Source organism: Trichlorobacter sp., assembly GCF_034008105.1.
Classification (GTDB): Bacteria; Desulfobacterota; Desulfuromonadia; order Geobacterales; family Pseudopelobacteraceae; genus Trichlorobacter.
This window is the reverse complement of record NZ_JAVEPN010000003.1, coordinates 68088-84721: the sequence shown is the minus strand read 5'-3', so window position 1 is coordinate 84721 and position 16634 is coordinate 68088. Positions and strand designations below refer to the sequence as shown.

The following is a 16634-nucleotide window of genomic DNA, read 5'->3' as shown; positions in this document are numbered from 1 at the left end:
GATGCAATGCAACAAAGCAGTGACCTGTACCGCAACATTCTTGAGAGTGTGGTTGATGGCATCATTTTTTCTGATGCAGACGACCGGCTCACCTTTATCAACCGCCGTGCTGAGGAGATTAGGGGCATCAAGGCTCAGAACTTCATCGGACGCACCATTATCTCTGTTCACTCACCAAACTCGGCAGGTCGTATCCGCGAGTTGCTGCAGCACCTGCGGGACGGCACTATTACCCAGGCCAAGCGAGTCATCGAAGTGAAGGGGCGCTACTTTGAAAACATCTATTACCCCGTGAAGGACGAAATCGGCAACTATCAGGGTACGCTGCTGATCAGTCGCGATATCACCGAGCGCCAGCAACTGCAGAACGAGAACCGCTCACTCAGGCAACGGGTTAGCTGCTGCAGCTTCAGTGGTTTTGTCAGTATTAGCGCCTCAATGTTGCCGGTTTTCCAGACTATCGGCGCCGTTGCCGGACTCGAATCGACAGTGCTGATCACCGGCGAAAGCGGCACCGGCAAAGAATTGGTGGCGGCAGCCATTCACTGTAACAGTGCTCGCAAGGATCGGTCGATGATTACCGTCAACTGTGCTGCTCTGCCCGAACATCTGGTGGAATCGGAACTGTTCGGCTACCAGCGCGGCGCTTTTACCGGCGCTGTCAGCAATCATCGCGGTAAGTTTGAACAGGCCGACCACAGTACAATCTTCCTAGATGAGATTGGTGACCTGCCGTTGACCGCACAGGCCAAGCTGCTGCGTGTTCTGCAGGAGCGGACCATCAGCCGGTTGGGCAGCGAAAAGGATATTCGGGTCGATGTGCGGATCATTGCCGCCACCAACCGCAACCTGAAGCAACTGGTGGCCGATGGCTTGTTTCGGGAGGATCTGTATTATCGTCTGCATGTGATCACGCTGCCGGTCCCCCCTCTGCGGGAACGTCGCGAGGATATCCTGGCAATGGCTGAATACTTCATCAAACGGTTCTGTGACCGGATGGGTAGACCGCAGCTGGGTCTGTGCGAATCAACGCGTCTGGCGCTGCTCTCTCATGATTTTCCCGGCAACGTGCGTGAACTTGAGCACGCCATGGAGCGCGCCGTGGCGCTCTGCGCCGGCGATTGCATCGCGCCGTCCGACCTGCCCGACAGTTTTTTGGCGGCCCGCAGTGATGGTGGGCCTAACTGGCAGCAGCCACTTTATGATGATTATCAACCACACGATGAACTCAGGCACAGTTTGGCTGATGCCAGGGGAGCCTCGGAGCGACGGCTGATATTGGATGCGCTGGCTCGTACCAACGGACGCAAGGCTGAGGCTGCCAAGCTGCTGAATATTTCGCGTAAGACCCTCTGGGAAAAACTGAAACAGATTAACCAAACGTAACATCCCGGATTATGTGTTACCTCTGGGTAACGTTTTTTTCTTCGCATATACCCCTCGTGCTGTCCTCTGTCGAATTAAAATAACCACAAATCATAGTGTTACAAGTTTGTTTGGTGATTGGCATGCCTTCTGTATAGGTGTGTTGTATTGCCCGGTGCTGTTTGCCACGAGTGGTCTGCTAGCAGCACGTTTGTTCAAGCTATGCTGCCAAGGAGGTAGGAATGCCAATATCTGGAGTGGTTGTCACATGCAGGCCCGGCCAGGAACAGAAGGTGGCGGTGCAGGCGCGGTTGGTGCCGGGTGTTGAGGTTCACGGCGTGCTACCCGAGGGACGGGTGGTGATTGTGGTTGATGCGGCATCGGTAGAGGCCGAGGTTGATATAGCCTCGCAGCTGGAGCGTCTGGATGCAGTGATTTCCGTACAGATTGCGTACCATAATTTTGAGGATACACCCTGAGAAGGAGGCGCAGATGGAACTGACGAGACGTGATTTTCTGAAGGCCAGTGCGGCAGCCGCCGCCTTTGCAGCAGCCGGAGCTTCGGGTCTGGCGCCCCGTACGGCCCAGGCCGCAGACGAAAAAGGGATCACGTGGGGCAAGGCGCCCTGTCGGTACTGTGGCGTGGGCTGCTGCGTGCTGGTGGGGGTCAAGGACGGCAAGATCGTGGCCACCAAAGGCGACCCGGCCGGACCGGTCAACAAAGGCCTGAACTGTATCAAGGGCTACTTTCTTGGCAAGGCCCTCTACGGCAAGGACCGTCTAACCCACCCGCTGATCCGTAAGGGCAACAAGATGGTCAAGGCCTCCTGGGATGAGGCGCTGAACCTGATCGCCAGTAAGTACCAGGAGGCAATTACGACGCATGGCCCTGATTCGGTCGGCATCTACGGCTCCGGCCAGTGGACCGTCTTCGAGGGCTATACCGCTGTCAAGCTTTTCAAAGGCGGCATCGGCACCAACAACGTCGAGCCCAATGCGCGACTCTGCATGGCATCGGCAGTGGTGGCCTACATGAACACCTTCGGCTCCGATGAACCAATGGGCTGTTACGACGATCTGGATCTGGGCGACACCTATATCCTGTGGGGCGCCAACATGGCCGAGGCCCACCCGGTATTATTCTCCCGCCTGATCGATAACAAGTTGAAAAACCCCAAGGTGCGCCTGATCGACATTGCAACCCGCAAGACCCGCACCACCCAAATGGCCGACGAGTACATACCGATGGTTCCCCAAGGTGATTTGGCGGCCCTCAATGCAATTGTGCATGTCATACTGCGGGACAAGCTGTACGACGAAGCCTTCGTCAAGCAGCATGTGTCCTTTAAGCGGGGTACTGAAAATCAGCCCTATGGTCTCAAAGACAAGGAGGCGCCCAAGGAGGAGCCGAAGAATCTCAGTTTTGAGGAGTTTAAGGAGCTGATGAAGCCGATGACGCCGGAATGGGCGGAGAAGCTGTCCGGCATCCCGGCTGCGACTATCGTCAAGCTGGCCCATATCTATGGCGACAAAAACCGTAAGGTTAACTCGCTCTGGACCATGGGGGTCAACCAGCATGTGCGCGGTGTCTGGGTCAACAACCTGATCTACAACGTACACCTGTTGACTGGGAAGATTGGCAAAAAGGGCGAAAACCCGCTTTCGCTGACCGGACAACCGTCGGCCTGCGGTACCGCCCGTGAAGTGGGCACCTTTGCCCATCGTCTGCCGGCTGACATGGTGGTGATGAACGAGGCACACCGCAAGAAAACCGCCGAGATCTGGGGCATCGATCCCAAGAAGATATCTCCCAAAATGGGGCTGCACACCATCGAGATGTATCGCGCACTTGATCGTGGCGAGCTGAAATGCCTCTGGATCCAGTGTACCAACCCGTTCCAGTCGATCCCCAACCTGAACCGTTATCGCAAGGCAGCCAACGGCCGCAAGGCGTTCATTGTGGTTTCGGATATCTATCCCACTCGCTCCACCGAGGTGGCCGATGTGATCCTGCCTTCGGCCACCTGGGTCGAAAAGGAAGGGGTCTTCGGCAACACCGAACGTCGCACCCAGCATTGGTTCAAGATGATCAATCCGCCGGGCGAGGCCAGGGAAGACACTTGGCAACTGATCGAGTTTGCCAAGCGGCTGGGGCTGGGCCATCTGTTCCCGTATAGCGAGAAGCATTTTTACAAGGAGATGTGGGAAGAATACCGTCGATTCACCATCGGCAGCGGCAAGGATCTGGCCCCCTACGAGACCTACCACAAGGTGCGCGGTCTGCGCTGGCCGGTTAAGGCCGACGGCAAAGAGACCCGCTGGCGTTATGTCGATTTTGATGACCCGTACGTGAAAAAAGGGGAAGGACTTAAATTTTACAAGGCGCCAGGCCACAAGGCCAACGTCTGGTTCCGTCCCTATGAACCGGCAGCAGAAGCGCCGGACCGCGAGTACCCGTTCTGGTTCTGCACCGGCCGGTTGCTGGAACACTGGCACACCGCCACTATGACCGGTCGCGTGCCGGAACTCATGCGGGCCATGCCGGGCGCAACACTGGAGATGCATCCCGACGATGCCAAGCGTATGGGGATCAAGAATCGCGACAAAGTCAGGGTCAGTTCGCGGCGCGGCTCGATCGTGCTGCCGGCAGAGCTGAATGGCCGTGGCAAGCCGGAGAAGGGCAATGTCTTCACCACCTTCTTTGACGAAACCAAGCTGATTAACGAACTGTGCATCGACGCCTTTGATCCGCTCTCAAAGGAGCCGGATTTCAAGAAGTGCGCCGTGAAGATAGAAAAGGCGTAACGACCAATGGATGATTCGTCAGCCGATAGCGCCATTTCGCGGCGACTCTTTCTGAAGGGTAGCGCCTTGAGCGCCCTGGTGCTGGCGCTTGGCGGGGCGGCCGTTTCGGCGGTCTATCTGCGATCCGCCCAGGCCCGTGATTTCTATCTGCGCCCTCCGGGGGCGCTGGAAGAAAAACGGTTTTTGGCGGCTTGCGTCAAATGCGGCAAGTGCGCCCAGGCCTGTCCCTATCGGTCGATCGTCATGGCTGGTGGCGAGGCCGGTGTCGGGATCGGTACACCGCACATCATTGCTCGCGAAACCCCCTGCTACCTCTGTAGCGATCTGCCTTGCGTCAAGGCCTGTCCCAGCGGTGCACTGGACAAGGGGTTGCAGGAGATTGAAAAGATAACCATGGGAACGGCAGTGATCGTGGATCGAGAGGGCTGCCTCTCGATCCGCGGGCTGCGCTGTGAGGTTTGCTATCGGCAGTGTCCGTTGATCGACAAGGCGATTACCATCGAACCGCGACACAACGTCCGCACCGGCGAACATACCATCATGGAGCCGGTGATCCACAAGGACAAGTGCGTTGGTTGTGGCATCTGCGAAAAGGTCTGTGTGCGGGAAAAATCGGTGATCGTGGTTCAAAAACGGGTTGAGAAACAGGAAGATTTTTATGAATTTTAAGACCTGGACCATAGCCCGTCGATGCGTTCAGTTGGCAATGATCGCTCTGCTGGCCTCACCTTTGACCGGGCTTTCGATCTTTAGCGGCAATCTGGCTGCTGCTGATCTGCTGGGGCTGCCGCTGGCTGATCCATTGGCCTTTTTGCAGGTTTTGCTCGGCAGTCGGGTGCTGGTCTGGAGCTATCTGGTCAGCGCGCTGGCGGTGGTGGGCTTTTATTTTCTGCTGGGTGGCCGCAGCTTCTGTGGTTGGGTCTGCCCCGTCGGGCTGTTCACCGAGCTTGCCGACCGGCTGCGCAAGCGGCTGGGAACTGGTCAGACAACATTGCCTTTAAGGTTTAATCGCTGGGCGCTGGCGTTAGTACTGGTGGTGGCGGCACTTACGTCGGTACCGCTGTTTGAGGTGCTGTCGCCGATCGGCATGGTGGGGCGCGCGATCGCCTTCGGGTCGTTGCTGCCGTTACTGTTGGTGAGTGTTATCGTCTTGTGTGAAGTGGTGGTTGCTCAGCGTGTCTGGTGCCGTTCGCTCTGCCCGCTGGGAGGTCTGTATGCCTTGGTGGGCCGTTTTAGTCCGTTACGCGTAGGTTTCAGGCCTGAACGCTGCACCCACTGTAATGATTGCCTGCAGGTCTGTCCGGTGCAGGAAGTGCTGCTTCCGTCCCTCGAAAAGGGAGCGCTGCAGGTAACCGCTGGAGATTGCACCCGCTGCATGGCCTGCCAGGAGGTTTGCCCGGCCAAGGCGCTGACGATCAATGCAGGCTATCATTCATAATTGACGTACTGTCAGGCAAGGAGGCCTCTGATGAAACAACGCGTTCTACTGGTACTGCTGTCGGTCTGTGCTCTGTTTCTGTTGTTAGCTCCAGCCTTCGCTGATGATCTGCCGGAACCGGATCTGGCAGCCGACGCCCGGCTATCCGGGGACAATCCGCCGACAATTCCTCACAGTGTCAAGGATGATGCCGACGGACAGTCCTGTAATCAGTGTCATACCGCTGGCTTCAAAGCACCGCATCCCGATCGCCTCAACTGTACCCAGTGCCATGTGACCGGTGCTTTGCCAAAGAAGCCTGCAGCCAAAGGCACACAAAAAGGTTCGCGCTAAATGACGCTCACGCGCAAGGATTTTTTTCGCCAGGGTTTTTTCTCACTGGGTGATGTTCTGTTGAAAAAAACAGGGCTTACACACCAGAGCGCAGAGCAAGAACTGGAGGAGCTTGATGCGTTGCCTGATGATTGCCGGCGGGTTGCAACGCTGTTGAACGAGCGCTGTCTGGCCCGTGGTTGTGGATGTTTCAGTTGTGTTGAGCGCTGCGAGCAGGGGGCCATCAGTGTGTCGCCCGGGCAAGGTGTCCGGATCGACGGGTCGCGCTGCAACGGCTGCGGCAGCTGTTGGCAGGTCTGTCCGGTGCAGCCCAAAGCGATCAGGTTGCAGAGTGTCAAAAACGAGCTATACCATTAACAACGATTATCACCACCAGAAAGGAAAGGGGAAACCTGTATGCTGAAACAGAGACTAGCCCTGGCAGCAACCGTGATCGGCCTGGGGGCCTTTGTGGCCATCCCGGTGCTGGCGGCACCCAAGACCAAGCCGGCAACAGCCACGACCAAGGATGGCCGTGAGCAGTGCTACATGTGTCACAGTGAGGTAAAGGCGCTCAAGGAGAACTCCAAGCACGCCAAGCTGGCCTGTAGTACCTGTCACGACAACACCAAGGAGCATCTGGAGAAGGGACCCGACGTCAAGCCGATCACCCGGATCGATCAGGCGGTCTGCGGTAAGTGTCACAAGGCCCAGTTTGACAGCTTCTATGCGGTGCATTACCCGGAAGGCGGTTCCCGTAAAGAGAAGGGGATTCCCACCGGCCGCTCGCCAATGCAGGATAAGCTGCTGGCCGGGCACGGTTTCACCTTTGAGCATGCCGAGCCCCGCGGTCACGCCTACATGGTGGTGGATCAGTTCGCGGTGGATCGCTTCCAGGGTGGACGCTACCAGTTCAAGGGTGGCTGGAAGAACTACGATAAAGTCGGCAAGACCTGGGACATTCTGGAGGACAAAGGTGCCAGCGGCAAGCTGACCGAGACCGCCATGGCCGGTAACCCGACCTGTATCCAGTGCAAATCCTCTGACCTGATCCTGAAGTGGAAGCACCTGGGTGAGAAGGGTGGCAAATTCGACCGCAGCTCCAACGTTAACGACGTGGTCAAGGATGTCCATAACCCGGTAGGCTGCATCGAGTGCCACGATCCCCACGGCACCCAGCCGCGTATCATCCGTGATGCCCTGGTGGAGGCTATTGATCAGAACCCTGCCAAGAACATCTTTGCCAAAAACGGTAAGACCGACCTGAAGATCATCTCCTTCCGTGACGGTTTCCGCAAGATCGGCATCATGGAGAAGACCGACTCCCGCATGATGTGCGCCCAGTGCCACGTGGAGTACAACTGCAACCCCGGCACCCAGTGGAGTGATGGTAAGCCGGTCAAGTATGACACAAACCGTACCAACCATTTCCCGCTCAAAAACGCCAAGGATCTGCTGGCCCACTACAAAGAGCTGGATTTTTTCGACTTCAAGCATGCCATCACCGGCGCCCGTCTGATCAAGTTACAGCACCCCGAGACCGAGACCTATGCCGGGTCGGTGCATGACAAGGCCGGTGTGCAGTGCCACCAGTGCCATATGCCCAAGCTGAAGGGCAAGGACGGCAAGCCCTATTCCACCCACGGTGTGGTCAAGCCGATCAACATGGTCAAGGAATCCTGTATTACCTGCCACCCCGGCGATAGTGCCGAGAAGAAGAAGTGGCAGATCGACACCATCCGTAACTACACCAAGGGCAAGATGCGCAAGGCTGAGTACTGGCTGGGTCAGTTGATTGACACCTACCAAACTGCCGCCCGGGCCGGCGTGGCTCCCACCATCCTGGATCAGGCCCGCGCCAAGCATGAAGAGGCCCACGTGCTGTGGGAATACTGGACCGCCGAGAACTCGGACGGTTTCCATAATCCCGACCTGGCTCGTGAGACCCTGACCGCCTCCATCGCCGCTTCCAAGGCGGGTGTGAAGGTGTTGAACGATGCGCTGATGGTTGCCAAGCAGCCAGAGAAGAAGGACGAAGCGAAGAAGTAAGAGGGAGTTGTCAGTATGTCCACAAAAGCCCCGGTCAATTGGCCGGGGCTTTTGTGTAAAATGTCTAAAATCAACGCTGGAGCGGCTTGACAAGCAGGAAAGCTGTGAAACAATTATGACAGCAGGTATTTCATCAGGGGTCATCCCATGAATCACCGCACGTTGATCGCCGGCCTGCTGTTCGGTGGCGCCGGTTTTCTGCTCAATCTCCTGACGCTTGAACTGTTCCTGGAGGTCCGTTTCCTCTTCGGGTCGGTGCTGGTGTTGTTTGCCCTGTTGCGCTACGGGCTGGGCACCGGTCTGTTGGCTGCGTTGATAGCAGCTGGCGCCACGGTGCTGCATTGGCATAATCCCTGGAATATCATGATCTGGGGCGCTGAGGCGCTGGTGGCAGGTCTGCTCTGGCAGCGCCGGCGGATTGAGCTGCTGCCTGGCGTGATGATCTACTGGTGTACCCTGGGCATCGCCTTGATCTGGTTCTTTTATCACCTGGTGATGGGGTTGCCGCCCCAGGCTACGCTGATGATCGGCGTCAAGCAGGGGGTTAATGGCGTGTTCAACGCCATGCTGGCCGAAGGGGTGTACTATCTGGTCTGCATGCGAAGAACAGCAGGCCGTAAACTGCCTTCGCTGCGTAGTTTGATGCTGATCATGATGCAGGCCTTGGTGCTGGTACCGGCCTTGGTGGTGCTCTATTTTGACAGTCAGACCCAGTACCGGCAACAGACTGAAAACCTGCAGATTCTGACCCAGCGGATGGGGGGACTGAGCCGGGTTGCGTTGGCCAACTGGCTTGAACAGGAGCAGCAACGGGTCGTCGCCTTGCAACGTTTGGCAGGGGATCCCGCCAGTGCGGCGCCGGTAGCCATGCAGCAGGCAGTGGATACCCTTCGCCTGGGTGTTGAGAGTGTCAAACGGATGGGGGTGCTGGATCAGGCCAATATCACCCGGGCCTTTTCGCCGTTGGTGGACGAGCAGGGTACGTCGACCATCGGTCTTGATCTTTCGGATCGCCCCTATATAACGTTACTGCACCAGACCGATACGCCGTTCGTCTTCTACGTATTTGAGGGCAAGATCGGCCTGCCTGGTCCGCGGGTGACAATCCTGGCGCCAGTGTATCGAGCGGGCCAGTATCGGGGAACGGTCTTCTCTGTGCTTTCGTTAGACTATCCGGCGGCGTTGCTGAAAAGTGTTGTGGCGCAACGCCCGATTCAGGTCACCCTGGTGGATCGGCAGCGTCGGGTGTTGGTCAGCACTCGTCAGGATTTGCAGGCCTTGCAGCCGTTTGTTATGCCGGGGGGAGGTTCCTTCAAGCGGGTTAACGACGGGCTCAGCCAGTGGATACCCGATCCGGTGCCGGGCGTCGGCGCCATCAAGCGCTGGCTGCGTTCCTACTACCTGACCGAGGCCGAGATATCGGCCGAAACCGGCTGGCGTGTCGTGGTTGAAGGCTCACTTAAGCCCACCATGGAGTATCTGAACAAGCGGACCTTCCAGCTGCTGGCCATGCTCGCCGGCCTGATACTGTTGACGGTCTGCCTGTCACGCTGGTTCACCACGCGACTGATTACGTCGCTTGATGAACTGCGCGGAGTCACCAGCGAACTTCCCGGCAAGTTGCGCAGTGGTACGCCGATTATCTGGCCCGAGCCCAGCACCAGCGAAGTGGCCGATCTGCTGGAGAATTACCGTACTGCCGCGGATGCCCTGGAAGGCTCATTTGACGAGTTGCAGACCCTTAACAACGAACTTGAGCAGCGGATAGCCGAGCGAACCGAAGAACTGCAGCAGGCCCGGCAGGCGGCTGAAGCAGCCAATCAGGCCAAGAGCGAGTTTCTGGCCAACATGAGCCATGAGATCCGTACCCCGATGAACGGTGTGATCGGCATGGCCCAGCTGCTGCACTTTACCGAACTGACCGCAGAACAACAGGAATACCTCGAGAGTATCGAGCTCTCGGCCAACAATCTGTTGGCCCTGATCAACGACATCCTTGACCTGTCCAAGATTGAGGCCGGCAAGGCGGAGCTGCATGCCAGCGACTTTTCGCTGCGTCGCAGCATTCAAGACCTGGTTGCCATCCAGAAGCCGAGCATCACTGAAAAGGGGCTACAGGTAGAGCTGGTGATAGACGAGCAGGTGCCTGATCTGCTCTATGGTGACCAGTTGCGCTGTAAGCAGATTCTGCTGAACCTGTTGAATAACGCCGTCAAGTTCAGTGAACGGGGCAGTATCACCATCAGTGTTTCGCTGGTTTCTCGTCAGGATGACCGCGTGGTGATTCGCCTGAGGGTCGCGGATACCGGCATCGGCATGGAGCCGGAGGCCCTGGAGCGTATCTTCAACCCCTTTGAGCAGGCCGACAGCTCCACCACACGGCAGTACGGCGGTACTGGTCTGGGGTTGTCAATCTGCCGTAAGCTGACTGAACTGATGGGGGGACGAATCTGGGCTGAGAGCACGCTTGGCGCGGGCAGCAGTTTTTATCTGGAGTTGCCGTTTGAGCTGCGGCACACAGGTCAGATTGCCGATGCAGCGGGACCGTTTGATATGCAGAGCTTCGGTTCTGACACGCCGCTCAACGTGCTGGTTGCCGAGGACAATTCGATTAACGCCCGCTACATCGAGGCGCTGCTGGTGCGGTTCGGCCACCAGGTGATGATTGTCGGCAACGGCCAGGAGGCGCTTGAAGCCCTGAAACAGCGCGCCTTCGACTGCGTGTTGATGGATCTGCAGATGCCGCTGCTGGACGGTTTTCAGGCGGTCGAGGCCATCCGCAACCAGGAGCGGGAAACCGGTGGGCCCCATCTGCCGATCATCGCGTTGACTGCCCATGCCTTGCGTGGAGATCGGGAGGCGATAGTGGCAAGGGGGTTTGACGGTTATGTGGCCAAACCGGTTGAGTTGCGACTGCTGGTTGCTGAACTGGCCCGTGTGATGGGTAACAAAGGCTAGAACGAGTGAAATGACGGAGTGATGATGTTCAGAACGTTTGAAAAAGGTTTCCTTGCGCAATGGGTGCTGCTGGCCGTCGGTCTGGTGCTGTTGGGTGGCGCGGTGGCTCATAACCTGTACAAGATTCATCGCGATATCATGATGGGAGAGCGTCATCGTCTGCAGACCCAGGCCCGGGTGGTCAGCGACAACCTGACGGTGCAGATCGCCGCCGCCGACCGGGTCATCAAGGCGTTGTGCAGCGAACTGAGCGGGCGTGACCCGGATACGTGGCAAGCGGTTATCGAGCAGAAACAGATGCGACTGTTTCAAGACGTGTTGCCCGGCATCAGGGTGCTCAACGCCATTGATGCCGATGGTGCTATCCGGCTTTCCAATCGTGATGATCTGCTGGGCCGCAGCATGGCCCAGCGCGAGTATTTCATCCACGCCCGTAAGCACCACGACCAGCAGACGCTGTTTGTTTCGTCCCCCTTTCAAACCCTGCTGGGAGCCTGGGGGGTTAACCTGGTCCGGGTGATGCCAAACGCTGACGGTGGCTTTGGCGGTATTATCAGTGCCACCCTCAACCCGGACTACTTCCAGACCTTGCTGCGCTCGGTCAACTACAGCCAGGACATGGTGACCGCCATTATCCACGGCGATGGGCTGATCTTCACCATGGAGCCGAACCGGGTGGAGCTGTCCGGCAAGAATCTCAACCTGCCGGGCACTTTTTTTTCTCAACACCGAGCGAGCGGTAACCAGGAAAACCTGTTCAGCGGCACCCTGTACGCCACCAATGATCAGCGCTTGATGGTCTTTAAGACCTTTCAGCCTGAGCTGTTACAGTTGGATAAGCCGCTGCTGGTACTTGCGGCACGCCGGCTGGATGCGATCAAGGCTGACTGGCGCACCCATGCCCGGTACCAGACGGCAACCTTTCTGACTATCGCCCTGATTTCAATCCTGGCGTTGTTGCTGTACCAACGGCGCCAGCGCCAGCTGCTGCAACAGGCCGAAGCGGTCAGCGACCATCTGCGCAAATTGCAGCTGGGGGTCGAAAACAGCGCCAGCGGCGTCTTGATCACCGATGTCAACGGCACCATCGAGTATGTCAACCGTAAGTTTACCCAGGTGACCGGCTACAGTCCTGACGAGGCCATCGGACACAACCCGCGGATTCTCAAGTCTGAATCAACTCCCCGTGAGGTGTTTCAGGAGTTGTGGAGTACTATTTTGAGGGGTGAGGAATGGCATGGCGAGTTGCTGAATCGCCGCAAGAACGGCGAGGTCTACTGGTCGGTGGCCTCAATCAGCCCCCTGCACAACGAAGCGGGACAGATCACGCACTTCATTGCCAACGTGGAGGATATCAACGAACGAAAAAATGCCGAGGCCACCATCGAGCGTCTGGCCTACTTTGATCCACTGACCGACCTGCCTAACCGACGTATGTTGCAGGACCGGCTGGAGCAGGGGCTTAAACGAAGCCGCCGCCAGAACAACGGCATGGCGCTGCTGTATATCGATCTGGATCGGTTCAAGCAAGTCAACGACAGCCTGGGGCATCCGGCCGGCGACCGTCTGCTGAAGGAGTTGGCCCGCCGTCTGGTGGCTGCCCTGCGGGACGATGACGTGGTCTGCCGGCTGGGGGGCGATGAGTTCGCCGTTATCTTGCACGACATTCATCACGAAGAGGATGTGCTGCCGGTGGTCAACAAGCTGCTGCGCACCGTAGAACAACCGGTCGTGCTGGAAGAGGGGGAACTGTTCATCAGCGCCAGTATCGGGGTGTCGCTCTATCCCAAGGATGGCGAGGATACTAAAACCCTTGAGAAACATGCCGACATGGCCCTGTACCATGCCAAGGAAGAGGGTAAGAATACCTTCAGGTTCTTTCGTGAGGAGCTCAATTACGGGGTGCAGGAGCGGATCGCCTTTGACCAGGGGCTGCGGCACGCCTTGGGGCGTCATGAGCTCAGGCTGCACTACCAGCCGAAGATTGCGCTTGCTACTGGCCGGGTGGTGGGGGTCGAGGCGCTATTGCGTTGGGTGAGCAACGATTTCGGCATGGTTGCTCCTGATCGGTTCATACCGCTGGCTGAGGAGAACCGGTTGATAGTGCCGATTGGCGAATGGGTGCTGCGTACCGCCTGTCAGCAGCAGGTGGCCTGGCAACAGCAGGGGCTGGAGCTGAGCGTGGCCGTCAACCTCTCGGCGGTGCAGCTTAAGACGCCGGACCTGATCGAGCGGATTGCTGCCGTCATGACTGAAACCAACATCAGGCCGGACCAGCTTGAACTGGAACTGACCGAAAGCGCCCTGGTCGAACAGCCGGATCAGGTGGTGCGTGTGTTGGAGCGCTTGCGGGGGCTGGGGTGCGGGATTTCGATCGACGACTTCGGCACCGGCTATTCCTCACTCAGCTACCTTAAGGCGTTTCCGGTGTCGGTCCTGAAGATTGATCGATCTTTTGTGCAGGATCTGACGTATGACAGCGGTGATCGGGCCATCGCCCAATCAGTGGTCAACATGGCCGACAACCTCGGGATGCAGACCGTGGCCGAGGGGGTTGAAACCCCCGAGCAGCAGGAGATATTGAAGCAGATCGGTTGCACCTTTGTGCAGGGGTTCATGTACGCCAAGCCGGTGCCGGCGGAGCAGATTCCTGACGTTGTAGCAACTATTGAGGCATCAGCCTCCTAAAAGGCCTTCGGGTCACTGTAGTTGGTAGTCCGACAGCCGGACAAACCGGAAGCCCCGTTTTTTGAGCAGCGGTATGGCGGCCATGATGCCGGCGCCGGTGCCCGCCTCGGGGTGGTTCATATGGGCGATGATGATGTCGCCCGGCCTTGATGCAAGCAGCATTGCCGTCACCTTTGCAGCCGGCAGGGTGGCGCCGGCGTCGCCCAGCACAGAAAACCCGATCACCTCATGCCCCAACCGATTGGCCACCTGTACCGCCAGTTCGTCATAGTAGGCGGTGCCCGACCGGTAATAGCGCGGTCGAGTACCGCTCATCTCCTCAATCTTGCGGGCGTTCAGCTCGATCTCCTGTACCAGCTCCTGCATATCCCGCGTGCCGTCGATGCCATAGGCTGACCGTCCGTTGATCGAGGCAGGTTTGTGCCACATGCCGTGGTTGCCGATCTCGAACAGCGGGTTGGCAGCCAGCTGCCTGAACAGCTCAGGGTTGGCGTCAATCCAGCGGGCATTGACAAACAGGGTGGCAGGGATCTGTTCCCGTGTCAGGAAGTCCAGCAAGTGGCGGTCAACGCCTTTTCCCCGTGGCGACCCGCATGCGTCCAGGGTCAGCGCCAGCACCCGTTCGTCAGTAGCCAGTCGGCTGCGAACGCCGGTCACGTTCTCGCCCCACTCCTGTGGTGATCTGCCGTCATACTCCTGTCGGATGGCCGTTTTCAAGGCAGTTATGTCTTCCGCCGGCGCTGCACTCAGCAGGGTGGTGACGATCAAGAGCAGCATGATGGCAAGCAGGGCGATTCTGGTCATTATGGTTCCTTAGGGGATACGGTACAGCGATTGATAGACGCTGATATGGGCAACGATCTTCTTCACGTAGTCACGGGTCTCGCGGTAGGGGATGTTTTCGATGAATTCGTCCCGCTCCAGGCTCCCGAAATTTTTGCGCCAGCGGTTGACCGCTCCGGCACCGGCGTTGTAGGACGCCAGGGTAAAGACCGTGTCCTGATGAAACTGGTCGAGCAACTCGCGCAGGTGTTTGGTGCCCAGGCGGATGTTGTACTCAGGGTCCACCAGCCAGAGCGGATTGTAGGGCTTGCTTCCCTTGTAGCCGGCGGTCATACGGGCGGTGGCAGGCATCAACTGCATCAGGCCGATGGCACCGACAGGGGATTTAACCGCAGGTCTGAAGCTGCTCTCGGCCTTGGCCAGGGCCAGCACCAGACTTTCCGGCAGACGGTTGGCAGCGGCATGTTTGCTGAACAGCTCGGCGTAGGGACGCGGATAGCCCAGTGCCCAAAAGGGGAGCGACTGCCGTTCCCAGTGTTCGGGCCGGTTCTGGTGGAAGATGACGATGGCGCCGTGGGGGTCGTTAGCCAGCAGGTGCAGCCGAGCGAAGCCGGCTGCCTGTTGTCTAAGGGGGGCGCTGCTCTTCAGGGCGGCTAGTTCGGTGCGAGCGTCCTCCATCAGGCCGCAGCCAACCAGCGCCAGAATGCGATCGCTGCCGGCCGGTAGGTTGGGCTCGGGCAGGCCGGCGGTAAGCGGTTCCCAGCCGGTTGCCTGCTGCTGCTGATTGCGGCGCCAGGCTGCGTAAAAGCCGAAGGGAAACTCGTTCAATAATTGTTTGTAGCTGATCTCAGCTTCTTGCGACTTATTTTGTCGTGCAGATGTGCGAGCATGCCAGTACAGCGAACGCTCCCGGTATTCGTTGTTGTTCAGTAAGCGCTGAAAGGCATCGGCGGCTGCCGGCAGTTCGCCGGCGAGATAGTGGCTCCAGGCGGCTTCCCAACTGGCCCTGCCAGCTAGTTCCGAGGTTTGAAAGTCGTGCGCGAGACGCTCAAACAGCAGGTTGGATTCACTGAAGCGGCCAGCGTGTTTATGGACAAAGCCGGCCTCAAGCAGGGCGTCGTCGGCCAGGGGGCCCCGCTCGCTGGCCAGGCTCAGCAGGCGGGCCAGGGCCTGCTCGCTCTCGTTGATGCGTTCCGCAACACGGGCCAGGGCAAGACGGGCCTCATCACGGATGGACGGGGTACGTGACAGTGCCGCCCGGGCCAGAAACTGCTTGGCCAGGGTGTAGTTGCGTTGTTTGCTGGCTGCCTGCCCTGACTTCAGTTTTACCTTGGTCAGCAGGTCGTCGGAAAGCTCGTTGCGGGGGATGGCTGCCAGGGCCCAGGCAGCGTCATTGGCACGACCAGCGGCCAACAGCAGGGTTGCCCGCTGGTACAGCTCCTCCGGTCTGAAAGTGTTTTCCTGGTTGAGGCGCTTGAGGGCCTGCTGGGCCCTTTCAGCCTGGGGGGCGGACGGGTGCTGCAGCCAGACGGCGCGGTACTCGTCGAGGGCTGCAGCCTGTTCACCCAGCTGCTCACGACACAACGCAGCCCGATAGCGGGCATCCACGCTGTCGTTGCCCAGGCTGTGGCGTGCGCTGAACTGCTGGTAGGCAGCCAGTGCCGCCGTCAGTTCGCCAGCCTCAAACAGTGCATCGGCGGCCAGCTTTTCCATCTGGCGGCTTAAGGCCGCTGCCCGGCTGCTGCGGGCGGCCTTGGTGGCAACTTCGGCGGCAGCGCGGTACTGCTTCAGTGCGAACAACCCTTGAGCGCGCAGGGCAGCGGCATGATCAGCCAGCAGGGGGTAGGTGCGCTCGGCCTCCTGCAGGTAGGGCAAGGCCTCCGCTGGTCTGTTGAGACGCACCAGACTGATGCCGGTCATCAGGGAGCGTCGGCCCGAAGCAGGCGCCTGCAGGCTGCTCTGTAGCGCCTCTTCGTACTGGCGGTTGCGCAGTTGCTGGGCGGCGCGTTCCAGGCGCTCATCGTTTGCGGCGGTGGCGCCACCACAGGAAAGCAGGAGTAGTGAGATGAACAGGGTGGGCAGTATCTGGCACAGACGGCTTCGAAAGGACTTGGCGAGGTTCATGCAGCCATTCCTATCACTTCAGTGGCTCAAGGTCAACGCCGTCAGGCATTTTAGGATACCGTCCCATCGGGGCTTTGGGTATACTCACACGACACATCAGGGAACAGGTGCT

Annotated in this window: 12 protein-coding genes; 10 read left to right on the top strand and 2 right to left on the bottom strand. The window is 58.6% G+C overall.

The annotated features are described in order from the left end of the window. The first annotated feature begins 6 nt into the window (after positions 1-6). From RBQ93_RS02875 to RBQ93_RS02830, 10 genes are all read left to right on the top strand, one after another. Positions 7-1386, top strand: coding sequence for a sigma-54 interaction domain-containing protein (locus RBQ93_RS02875; RefSeq protein ID WP_320370506.1), 1380 nt, complete (start codon positions 7-9; stop codon positions 1384-1386). A gap of 221 nt (positions 1387-1607) precedes the next feature. Beyond that, entirely contained in the window at positions 1608-1844 is a 237-nt protein-coding gene (locus tag RBQ93_RS02870) for a chaperone NapD (RefSeq protein ID WP_320370505.1), read from the top strand. 13 nt (positions 1845-1857) lie between these two features. After that, entirely contained in the window at positions 1858-4170 is a 2313-nt protein-coding gene (locus RBQ93_RS02865; RefSeq protein ID WP_320370504.1) for a molybdopterin-dependent oxidoreductase, read from the top strand. Between the two features lie 6 nt (positions 4171-4176). Next, complete coding sequence (locus RBQ93_RS02860) at positions 4177-4839, top strand: MauM/NapG family ferredoxin-type protein (RefSeq protein WP_320370503.1); 663 nt, start codon at positions 4177-4179, stop codon at positions 4837-4839. Next, positions 4829-5608 (top strand): NapH/MauN family ferredoxin-type protein, encoded by a 780-nt coding sequence (locus tag RBQ93_RS02855; RefSeq protein WP_320370502.1) that lies wholly within the window; start codon positions 4829-4831, stop codon positions 5606-5608. The genes RBQ93_RS02860 and RBQ93_RS02855 overlap by 11 nt, the downstream gene beginning before the upstream one ends. 30 nt (positions 5609-5638) lie before the next feature. After that, positions 5639-5941, top strand: coding sequence for a hypothetical protein (locus RBQ93_RS02850; protein ID WP_320370501.1), 303 nt, complete (start codon positions 5639-5641; stop codon positions 5939-5941). After that, positions 5942-6298: a 4Fe-4S dicluster domain-containing protein gene (locus RBQ93_RS02845; protein ID WP_320370500.1), complete on the top strand. Its 357-nt coding sequence runs from the start codon at positions 5942-5944 to the stop codon at positions 6296-6298. It begins immediately after the preceding gene. A 39-nt stretch (positions 6299-6337) separates the two neighbouring features. Then, positions 6338-7969 (top strand): ammonia-forming cytochrome c nitrite reductase subunit c552, encoded by a 1632-nt coding sequence (locus RBQ93_RS02840; protein ID WP_320370499.1) that lies wholly within the window; start codon positions 6338-6340, stop codon positions 7967-7969. Between the two features lie 147 nt (positions 7970-8116). Next, positions 8117-10927, top strand: a complete 2811-nt coding sequence (locus tag RBQ93_RS02835) for a hybrid sensor histidine kinase/response regulator (protein ID WP_320370498.1) — start codon at positions 8117-8119, stop codon at positions 10925-10927. A 24-nt stretch (positions 10928-10951) separates the two neighbouring features. Further along, positions 10952-13615 (top strand): EAL domain-containing protein, encoded by a 2664-nt coding sequence (locus RBQ93_RS02830; RefSeq protein ID WP_320370497.1) that lies wholly within the window; start codon positions 10952-10954, stop codon positions 13613-13615. 12 nt (positions 13616-13627) lie between these two features. On the opposite strand, the gene RBQ93_RS02825 is transcribed toward RBQ93_RS02830, so the two are convergent. Together RBQ93_RS02825 and RBQ93_RS02820 are read right to left on the bottom strand one after the other, a co-directional pair. Next, entirely contained in the window at positions 13628-14419 is a 792-nt protein-coding gene (locus RBQ93_RS02825; RefSeq protein ID WP_320370496.1) for a polysaccharide deacetylase family protein, read from the bottom strand. 9 nt (positions 14420-14428) lie between these two features. Beyond that, entirely contained in the window at positions 14429-16522 is a 2094-nt protein-coding gene (locus RBQ93_RS02820; protein WP_320370495.1) for a transglycosylase SLT domain-containing protein, read from the bottom strand. Positions 16523-16634: the final 112 nt, after the last annotated feature.

What these genes read in the sequence shown, in the direction of transcription:
- RBQ93_RS02820 (WP_320370495.1), bottom strand. Translation starts at nt 16,522, where the DNA reads ATGAACCTCGCCAAGTCCTTTCGAAGCCGTCTGTGCCAGATACTGCCC.
- RBQ93_RS02855 (WP_320370502.1), top strand. Translation starts at nt 4,829, where the DNA reads ATGAATTTTAAGACCTGGACCATAGCCCGTCGATGCGTTCAGTTGGCA.
- RBQ93_RS02850 (WP_320370501.1), top strand. Translation starts at nt 5,639, where the DNA reads ATGAAACAACGCGTTCTACTGGTACTGCTGTCGGTCTGTGCTCTGTTT.
- RBQ93_RS02830 (WP_320370497.1), top strand. Translation starts at nt 10,952, where the DNA reads ATGTTCAGAACGTTTGAAAAAGGTTTCCTTGCGCAATGGGTGCTGCTG.
- RBQ93_RS02870 (WP_320370505.1), top strand. Translation starts at nt 1,608, where the DNA reads ATGCCAATATCTGGAGTGGTTGTCACATGCAGGCCCGGCCAGGAACAG.
- RBQ93_RS02845 (WP_320370500.1), top strand. Translation starts at nt 5,942, where the DNA reads ATGACGCTCACGCGCAAGGATTTTTTTCGCCAGGGTTTTTTCTCACTG.
- RBQ93_RS02860 (WP_320370503.1), top strand. Translation starts at nt 4,177, where the DNA reads ATGGATGATTCGTCAGCCGATAGCGCCATTTCGCGGCGACTCTTTCTG.
- RBQ93_RS02840 (WP_320370499.1), top strand. Translation starts at nt 6,338, where the DNA reads ATGCTGAAACAGAGACTAGCCCTGGCAGCAACCGTGATCGGCCTGGGG.
- RBQ93_RS02865 (WP_320370504.1), top strand. Translation starts at nt 1,858, where the DNA reads ATGGAACTGACGAGACGTGATTTTCTGAAGGCCAGTGCGGCAGCCGCC.
- RBQ93_RS02875 (WP_320370506.1), top strand. Translation starts at nt 7, where the DNA reads ATGCAACAAAGCAGTGACCTGTACCGCAACATTCTTGAGAGTGTGGTT.
- RBQ93_RS02825 (WP_320370496.1), bottom strand. Translation starts at nt 14,419, where the DNA reads ATGACCAGAATCGCCCTGCTTGCCATCATGCTGCTCTTGATCGTCACC.
- RBQ93_RS02835 (WP_320370498.1), top strand. Translation starts at nt 8,117, where the DNA reads ATGAATCACCGCACGTTGATCGCCGGCCTGCTGTTCGGTGGCGCCGGT.